The sequence below is a fragment of the Variovorax sp. 10N412 genome, assembly GCF_056394985.1.
In genome coordinates, this window is sequence record NZ_JBFTIO010000004.1 from 421,248 (window position 1) to 429,093 (window position 7,846).

Here is a 7,846-nt window from a genome sequence, read left to right on the forward strand (position 1 = left end):
GCTGAAACAGAAAAAGCCGGAGCCATCGCGGCGCCGGCTTCGGCGGCAGGGGACGAACGGACTTACTTGCCCCAGCTGTCCCGCATCCCAGCCGCTCGGTTGAACACCAGCTTGCCATCCGCGCCGGCCTTCGAATCGCGCACGAAGTACCCGTGCCGCTCGAACTGGACCCCGACGCCAGGCGCTGCCGCGGCGAGCGAAGGCTCCACGAACGCCACGCACACCTCCAGGCTCGCCTTGTTCAGCTCTTCCAGCAACTCGCCGCTGCCCGGGTTCGCTTCCGAGAACAGCCGCTCGTACAGACGCACCTCGGCCTGCACCGCGTCCGCAGCCGCCACCCAGGTGATGTTGCCCTTCACCTTGATCGCATCCGCGCCGGGCGTGCCGCTCTTCGTGTCGGGCACCAGCGTGGCCTGCACTTCCACGAGCTTGCCGCTCGCGTCGCGCGTGGCACCGGTGCATTCGATGACGTGGCCATACTTCAGCCGCACCTTGTTGCCGGGGAACAGGCGGAAGAAGCCCTTGGGCTGCACGTCTTCGTAGTCGGTGCTTTCGATCCACACCTCGCGGCCGAGCTTGAACTCGCGCTTGCCCATCTCGGGGTGGTGCGGGTGCACGGGGGCGGAGCAGTCGTCGAGCACATCGTCGCCGCCCATCAGCTCGCCCCAGTTCGTGATGACCAGCTTGACCGGGTCTAGCACGGCCATGGCGCGCGGGGCGACGGGGTCGAGGGTGTCGCGCAGCGCGGCTTCGAGGCTGGCGTAGTCGATCCAGCCGCCCGACTTGGTGGTGCCGCTGCGTTCGCAGAACAGGCGCAGCGCCTCGGGCGTGTAGCCGCGGCGGCGCAGGCCCGCAATGGTGGGCATGCGGGGGTCGTCCCAGCCGTCGACGTGCTTTTCTTCGACCAGCTGGCGCAGCTTGCGCTTGCTGGTCATCACGTGGGTGACGTTCAGGCGCGCAAATTCGTACTGGCGTGGATGCGGACTGGCGATGAGGCCGCCTTCGGCGAGGCGGTCGAGCAGCCAGTCGTAGAAGGGGCGCTGGTCTTCGAATTCGAGCGTGCAGATGGAATGGGTGATCTGCTCCAGCGCATCTTCGATCGGGTGCGCGTAGGTGTACATCGGGTAGATGCACCACTTGTCGCCGGTGTTGTGGTGCGTGGCCCGGCGAATGCGGTAGAGCGCCGGGTCGCGCATGTTGATGTTGGGGCTCGCCATGTCGATCTTGGCGCGCAGGATGGCGGCGCCGTCGTCGAGCTTGCCGTCGCGCATTTCGCGGAAGCGCGCAAGGTTGTCTTCCACGCTGCGGCTGCGGAAGGGGCTGTCGGTGCCGGCCTTGCCGAAGTCGCCGCGATTCACGCGCATTTCTTCAGGGGTCTGCTCGTCCACGTAGGCCAGGCCGGCGCCGATGAGGTACTCGGCCGCCTCGTACATGAAGTCGAAGTAGTTGCTTGCGAAGTACTCGTGCGGCTGCATCGTGCCGGGCGCGCTGGGACGGTCGGCCAGGTAGGTCTCGTAGCCGAGCCACTTCACGGCGTCGCGGATGGAATCGACGTACTCCTGGTCTTCCTTCTCGGGGTTGGTGTCGTCGAAGCGCAGGTGGCACACGCCGCCGTATTCCTTGGCCAGTTCGAAGTTCAGCCAGATGCTCTTGGCGTGGCCGATGTGCAGGTAGCCGTTGGGCTCGGGCGGGAAGCGCATGCGCACCTTGGCCGGGTCGGCCATGCCCTGGGCATGGTGGGAGGCGCTGCCGGGCGATCCGCCCCACTTGCGGCCCGCGTAGGCGCCCTGTTCGAGGTCGTTCTCGATCACGTGGCGCAGGAAATTGCTCGGTGCAGCGGTCGTTTTGGCGCCGTTTTTGTCGGTCGGGGAGGTCATCTGGCCATTCTAGAGGGCGCCTCTTAGGGGTTACCTTTGGCAACGTTCTTCACATTGCCCGGTGCACCCGCTTTGCAATTGCCGCGTTCAATACACACATGGGCGGTTCAGACCCGAACCCGGCCCACTGATTCAAGGAGTCCAACATCATGAGCCTCACACGTTCTACTTTCTTCAAATGGGCCGCCGCAGGTGTGGTGGCAGCCGGTGCATTGTTTGCAGCCACTTCGGCCAGCGCCCGCGGTGACGTGAGCTGGTCGGTCGGTGTCGGCCTTCCCGGCGTGGCGGTGGGCGTGGGCGCTCCGGCCTACTATCCGCCGGCACCGGCGTACTACCCGCCCGCCCCGGTGTACTACGCACCGCCGCCGCCGGTGTATTACCAGCCGCCGGCACCGGTGTACTACCGTCCGGCACCGGTCTACTACGGCCCGCCGGCCTACTACGGACCGCGTTACGGTGGTCGCGGCTACTACCGCGGCCATGGCCACTGGCGCTAAATTGCCACACCATTCGTGACTGAATGAAAAAGCCGGCTCCGCAAGGGGCCGGCTTTTTCTTTGGGCGCGCCCGCTCGGATTTCACATGGCGCGAAACAGATGGGCGTAGAGCCGGCTGACCGGAATCTTCTCGGCCCGCCCGCGCAGCATCAGGTGCATCTTGCCGGCCTCGTCGCGGTGCACCGACTCGATGGCCGCGCTGCGCACCACCACCGCCCGGTGCACCTGCCAGAAGGTGGAGTCATCAAGCTGGGTCAGCAACTGCTTGAGCGGCGTGCGGATCAGGTATTCGTGCGAAGCCGTCAGCACGCGCAGGTATTTGTCGGCGGCCTCGAAGTACAGCACCTCGTCGATGGGCACCATGCGCACCGTGCTGCCCCCGGCGTCGCTGGCGGCAATCATGCGCAGCGGGGCAGGGGGTGCCGTGGCTGACGCGGTGCCAGCGGCCCCGGCGGCGCTCAGCACCTGGCGCCACTGCGCGAGCGTGCGTTCCAGCGCGTCGTCGGCCACGGCGGGTGGGGCCGCAGGCTGCCGCGCGGCCAGCGCCTGCCGGAGCCGCCCCACCGTCTTGCGCAGCCGCTCGGGCTGCACGGGCTTGAGCACATAGTCGATGGCCTGGGCCTCGAAGGCCCGGGCGGCGTACTCGTCGTAGGCCGTGACGAACACCAGCTGCGGCATCGGCGCCTCGTCAACGGGCCAGCAGTCGGCCAGTTCGGCGGCGGCGCCCAGGCCGTCGAGGCCGGGCATGCGGATGTCGAAGAACAGCACCTGCGGCAGCAGGCGCAGCGCCTCGCGCACGGCGCTGCGGCCATCGCCTGCGATCGCCACGACCTGCAGTTCGGGCCAGGCCGCGGCCAGCTCGGCCTTGAGGGCCTGGGCAAGCAGGGGTTCGTCTTCTGCGATGAGGGCGGTGGGTTGCATCTTTGCTGTCGTCAGGTTGTCCGGTTGTCAGTTCGGCCGCGGAAAGCTCAGTGCCGCGCACGTGCCGCCGTCCGGCGCGGGCGCCAGGTTCAGCCGTGCGCCATTGCCGTACACCGTGGCCAACCGTTCGCGCACTTGCTCCAGCCCGAAACCGCTGCCCTCGGAGGGCGCGGCCGCATCGAGCCCGACACCGGTGTCGCTCACCTCGATCACCAGCCGGTCGGCCTCCCGGCGCGCGCGCACCTCGATGCTGCCGCCTTCCACCTGGGGCTCCAGCCCATGGCGGATGGCGTTTTCCACCAAGGGCTGCAGCAGCAGGGGCGGCACGGGCGTGTCGCGCAGATCGTCGGGCAAGTCCAGCGTGTAGCGCAGGCGTTCGCCCATGCGCACCGACATCAGTTCGAGGTAGTCGCCCAGCCGGTCGAACTCCGCCGACAGCGGATGAGACAGCGCGCGCGAACCGCTCAGCGTCATGCGCAGGTAGCTGTTGAGGCGGTCGAGCATGGCCACGGCGCGCGGCGGATCGACGGTGATCAGCACGCGCAAGTTGGCCAGCGTGTTGAACAGCATGTGCGGCTCCAGCTGGGTTTCGAGCAGCTTCAGCCGCGCCTCGGTGGCGGCGCGCTGGGCCAGGTCGACCTGGCCTTGCAGGTGCTTGCTCTTGCCCAGGCTGTAGAAGAAGAAGCACATGCCGGTCGTCGCGGCGATGGTGATGATGACCCCGGTCGCCAGCTTGTGCCCCGCCAGGTCGAGGAAGTCGAAGGTCGGCGCGCCGGTCCAGGCGTCGCCGATGAAGTTGCCGCCCAGGAAGCCGACGGTCACGCCCATGGCCACCAGCAGGTAGCCCCAGGGGCCGCGCGGCCAGGTGTTGTCGCGGTGCCCGGTGATCAGCAGCCGGCTGGTGTCGATGAACAGCCAGCTGATGGTGCCGATCGACAGCGAATAGACAAGGTGCGGTGCCCAGCCACCGCCGTCGGTGAGGGTCAGCGCGCTGGCGATCAGGCAGCAGAAGACCGCGGTGATCAGGCCATGCCGCAGCATGTCCCGCAGGTTTTCGGATCCGAACCTGGAGACCCCTGCGTCCGCTGGGGACGGCGCCACGCTCATCCGCGGTCCCGGGCGCCCAGCGCGCGGCGCTCGCGCTCCACCAGGCGGTCGTAGAAGCCGCCGCCCGGCGCCACGAACCAGACCACGGCGCCATGGACCAGCAGGCCCAGGCCCCAGCCCATGAGCGGGTAGATCGCCCAGGTGTGGCCCCTGGCGGCCGACAGGCCGACCAGCCCGAGGTTGACCAGCACATAGACGAAGGCATGGATGTACCAGCCCATCTTGGCGCCGGCGCGGCGGCGGGCAAGGCGTTCGACGTCGGAAAGGGAGGGGTTCGAAGCGGTGTGGATCATGACAACTCCTTGTTGTACTGCACGGGAACGAAGTCGGGCGCGGGCACCGAGTGTGACGGTGCGGCCTGAAGCGCCGCGCGTTGCCGCAGCTCTTCGGTGGTGTCGCCCGGACCGTCGGGCTTCCACCCCGGCGGCTTCACGAGGTAGCCGACGAAGGCGCGCACCGAGCGGGCCGAGACCAGGTCGCGCAGCAGCGCGCGCCACTGGGTGAATTCGATCTCGAGCAGGTTGTACGAGGTGATCGGGTTCACCAGCCCGTAGCGGCAGGGCAGGTCGGCGCGCTCGGGAATGTAGGTGCCGAACAGCCGGTCGAACACGATCAGCACGCCGCCGTAGTTGCCGTCCAGGTATTCCAGGTTCGAGGCGTGGTGCACGCGGTGGGCCGAAGGGGTGTTCAGCACCCATTCGAGCGGCCCCAGGCGCGGTATCCAGGCGGCGTGGATCCAGAACTGGTACAGCAGGTTCAGCGTGAACATGAGCAACACGACCCGCGGCGGCATGCCCAGCAACGGCGCCAGCATGAAGAAAGCCAGCGTGCCGGTGAGGCGGCCGGTCCAGCCGAAGCGGTAGGCGGCCGACAGGTTCAGCTGGTTTGGCGAATGGTGGATGGCGTGGGTGCACCAGAACCAGCGCACCCGGTGCGCCGCGCGGTGGTACCAGTAGTAGCAGAACTCCTGGCCGATGAAGCACGCGGCCCAGCCGCTCCAGTGGTCCATCGGCAGGGTGAACAGGCGGTGGGCGTAGAACCAGTCCATGGCGCCGGTCCAGAACGCCAGCGGCAGCAGCCAGCGCAGCGGGTATTCGCGCACCAGGAAGTCGACCACCGAGAGGGCCGAGGCTTTCCAGTCGTAGCTGCGCCAGCCATGGCGAAAGGACAGCACCAGCGCCTCGGCGATGGACGCGGCGAGCACCACCGTGACGGATATCTTGAGGATCAGCAAGAGCGCGTTCATGGTGCGGTTCCTGGAAGCGGTAGGGCCGGGCGGAAATTCCAGGCAGGACTTTAGGCCGGACGCACGTTCGCCGCCATGGCGTCGGTACGGATGGCCAGCTTCCACAGGCGCACGGCACGGGCCACGAAGACACCGCTGAACGCGCCGTAGATCACCGGCACCACGAGGCCGAGAAGGGCTTGCTGGCGCAGCTCCGGGTGCATGGCCAAGGTGGCGCCCACCACGTACTTGGTCACGAAGATGCCCATCATCAGCATCAGGGGCACCGGGCTGCCGGCCAGGTGGAACCGGCGCTCGGCGGCGTCGTAGCGGGTGGTGGCGGGCAGCGGGCGCTGCAGCACCAGCGCCAGCATCACCACGGCCGCGGCCGCCCACCCCAGCAGCGGGCCGAAGGCATCGCCGAAGACCGAGATCACGCCATACACCGACAGGCCGCCCATGGCCACGGGCATCAGCGTGACCCGGCTCAGGCTCACGTCGTTGGCAAGAAGTTGCTTGGCGCCGAGCCACAGCAGCAGGAAGAACACGGCGAACACCCACTTCGGGGTATGGAGGATGACTTGCATCAGCATGGTGGCGCTCCGTTGAAAGTTGAAGGAATCTGGAAGAAGGACGGGAGGGGAATCGATGGGCGGACTGTGCCGGCGCCCGGGCGCCCGTGCCACCGGCGTGCGACGGAATGCCCGACGGCGGCGCGAACCGCAGCCAGGCGGCGCGAATGGGGGGCAACATGTGGCAGCTTTACCGTCGCTTTACGGCCCAGCAAAGAGCGCGACTACCATTCCGCGTGTACTACCCGGTCCGCACCTCCGTCTTCTCCGCACGCAACGTCCATGGAACAAGAAAAACAACCCGAGCCCCTGCCCGCCAACGTGTCGCCCACACACCCACCGGTGCGCAGGCGCCGTTGGGTGGGAGGCCTGCTGACTCTGCTGCTGCTCGCGGCGCTGGGCGGCGGCGCCTGGTATCTGATCCAGCGCTCGAAGACGCCCGTCGCCGGCCCCGGTGCGGGACCGGGGGGCGGCCCCCGCCAGGGCGGGCCGGGCGGCCCCGGCGGTCCCGGTGGAAGGGGCGGCGGCGGCGCGGCCTCCAGCACGGTCGGCATCGCCACGGCCAAGCAGTCGGACATTCCGGTGCAGCTTGAGGCACTGGGCACGGTGACCCCGTTGGCCAACGTGATCGTGCAGCCGCAGGTGTCGGGCGTGCTCACGGCCGTGCTGTTCCAGGAAGGGCAGATGGTCAAGAAGGGCGACGTGCTCGCCACCATCGACCCGCAGCCGTTCCAGAATGCGCTGGCGCAGGCCTCCGGCGCGCGGCAGCGCGACGAGGCGCAGATGGCCGCGGCGCGCGTCACGTTGCAGCGCTACCAGACGCTGCTGGGGCAGGACTCCATCGCCCGCCAGGACGTCGACACCCAGGCTGCGCTGGTCAAGCAGCTCGAAGGCACCGTGGCGATCGACCGTGCCAACGAGAACACCGCCAAGCTCAACCTCAGCTGGAGCCGCATCACGGCCCCCGTGAGCGGTCGCATCGGCCTGCGGCCGGTGGATGCGGGCAACTACATCTCGACCGGCACCACCAACGGCGTGGCGACCATCACGCAGATCGCGCCCATCGACGTGGAGTTTTCCATTCCGCAAGACCGCGTGCCCGAGGTGCAGGAGCGCCTGGCCCAGGGCGCCAAGCTCGACGCCACCGCCTTCGACCGCACCCGCACGCGCCGGCTGGCCAACGGCACCTTCGCCACGCTCGACAACCTGGTCGACACCGCCACCGGCACCGTCAAGGCCAAGGCCCGCTTCGCCAACACCGACAACGCGCTGTTCCCCAACCAGTTCGTCAACCTGCGTCTGCTGCTGCGCACCGTGAGCAGCGCGGTGGTGGTGCCCGTGACGGCGCTGCGCCACGGCCCCAACGGCGACTACGTGTACGTGCTGAACGACGACAGCACGGTGTCGCAGCGTCCGGTGACGCGCGGCGAATCGAGCGTGGACAACGTGGCGCTCATGTCGGGCCTGAAGGCCGGCGAGCAGGTGGTCACTGAAGGCGGCGACCGGTTGAAGGACGGCGCGCGCGTGCAGACCGCGGTCGACCGGCCGGCGGTGCCGGCGTCCGGTGCGGCTTCGGGCGCGCGGCGTGGCGCCCGGGGCGAGCGAGGTGAACGCGGCGGCGAGCGCGGCAGCGGCCGCCGCGAAGGC

8 protein-coding genes are annotated in these 7,846 nt (G+C 68.6%); 2 read left to right on the top strand and 6 right to left on the bottom strand.

Going from position 1 to position 7,846, the window contains the following annotated elements; all coding sequences use genetic code 11:
* Positions 1-62 precede the first annotated feature (62 nt).
* A complete protein-coding gene (locus tag AC1DJH_RS13990) occupies positions 63-1,877 on the bottom strand; it encodes a glutamine--tRNA ligase/YqeY domain fusion protein (protein ID WP_478186093.1) in 1,815 nt (604 codons plus the stop codon).
* A 149-nt stretch (positions 1,878-2,026) separates the two neighbouring features.
* Here AC1DJH_RS13990 and AC1DJH_RS13995 point away from each other — a divergent pair, with 149 nt between their 5' ends.
* Entirely contained in the window at positions 2,027-2,374 is a 348-nt protein-coding gene (locus tag AC1DJH_RS13995; protein ID WP_472126244.1) for a hypothetical protein, read from the top strand.
* Between the two features lie 81 nt (positions 2,375-2,455).
* Here AC1DJH_RS13995 and AC1DJH_RS14000 read toward each other — a convergent pair whose 3' ends face one another.
* The 5 genes from AC1DJH_RS14000 to AC1DJH_RS14020 form a co-directional block, all read right to left on the bottom strand.
* Positions 2,456-3,295: a LytR/AlgR family response regulator transcription factor gene (locus AC1DJH_RS14000; protein ID WP_478186094.1), complete on the bottom strand. Its 840-nt coding sequence runs from the start codon at positions 3,293-3,295 to the stop codon at positions 2,456-2,458.
* Positions 3,296-3,322: 27 nt separating this feature from the next.
* On the bottom strand, positions 3,323-4,336 hold the full coding sequence (locus AC1DJH_RS14005) for a sensor histidine kinase (protein ID WP_478186095.1): 1,014 nt from the start codon (positions 4,334-4,336) through the stop codon (positions 3,323-3,325).
* Positions 4,337-4,398: 62 nt separating this feature from the next.
* Entirely contained in the window at positions 4,399-4,695 is a 297-nt protein-coding gene (locus AC1DJH_RS14010) for a 2TM domain-containing protein (protein WP_472126234.1), read from the bottom strand.
* Positions 4,692-5,648: a sterol desaturase family protein gene (locus AC1DJH_RS14015; protein ID WP_472126231.1), complete on the bottom strand. Its 957-nt coding sequence runs from the start codon at positions 5,646-5,648 to the stop codon at positions 4,692-4,694. The genes AC1DJH_RS14010 and AC1DJH_RS14015 overlap by 4 nt, the downstream gene beginning before the upstream one ends.
* 50 nt (positions 5,649-5,698) lie before the next feature.
* Positions 5,699-6,220 carry a DUF6622 family protein gene (locus AC1DJH_RS14020; protein WP_478186096.1) on the bottom strand — a complete coding sequence of 174 codons (522 nt, stop codon included), beginning with the start codon at positions 6,218-6,220 and terminating at the stop codon, positions 5,699-5,701.
* Positions 6,221-6,481: 261 nt separating this feature from the next.
* Between AC1DJH_RS14020 and AC1DJH_RS14025 the strand changes: the two genes are divergently transcribed.
* A partial coding sequence (locus tag AC1DJH_RS14025) for an efflux RND transporter periplasmic adaptor subunit (RefSeq protein WP_478186097.1) occupies positions 6,482-7,846 on the top strand: 1,365 nt, incomplete at its 3' end.

Coding starts and splice junctions, on each gene's coding strand:
- AC1DJH_RS14000 (WP_478186094.1), bottom strand. CDS start 3,295: ATGCAACCCACCGCCCTCATCGCAGAAGACGAACCCCTGCTTGCCCAG.
- AC1DJH_RS14005 (WP_478186095.1), bottom strand. CDS start 4,336: ATGCTGCGGCATGGCCTGATCACCGCGGTCTTCTGCTGCCTGATCGCC.
- AC1DJH_RS14010 (WP_472126234.1), bottom strand. CDS start 4,695: ATGATCCACACCGCTTCGAACCCCTCCCTTTCCGACGTCGAACGCCTT.
- AC1DJH_RS13995 (WP_472126244.1), top strand. CDS start 2,027: ATGAGCCTCACACGTTCTACTTTCTTCAAATGGGCCGCCGCAGGTGTG.
- AC1DJH_RS14015 (WP_472126231.1), bottom strand. CDS start 5,648: ATGAACGCGCTCTTGCTGATCCTCAAGATATCCGTCACGGTGGTGCTC.
- AC1DJH_RS13990 (WP_478186093.1), bottom strand. CDS start 1,877: ATGACCTCCCCGACCGACAAAAACGGCGCCAAAACGACCGCTGCACCG.
- AC1DJH_RS14020 (WP_478186096.1), bottom strand. CDS start 6,220: ATGCTGATGCAAGTCATCCTCCATACCCCGAAGTGGGTGTTCGCCGTG.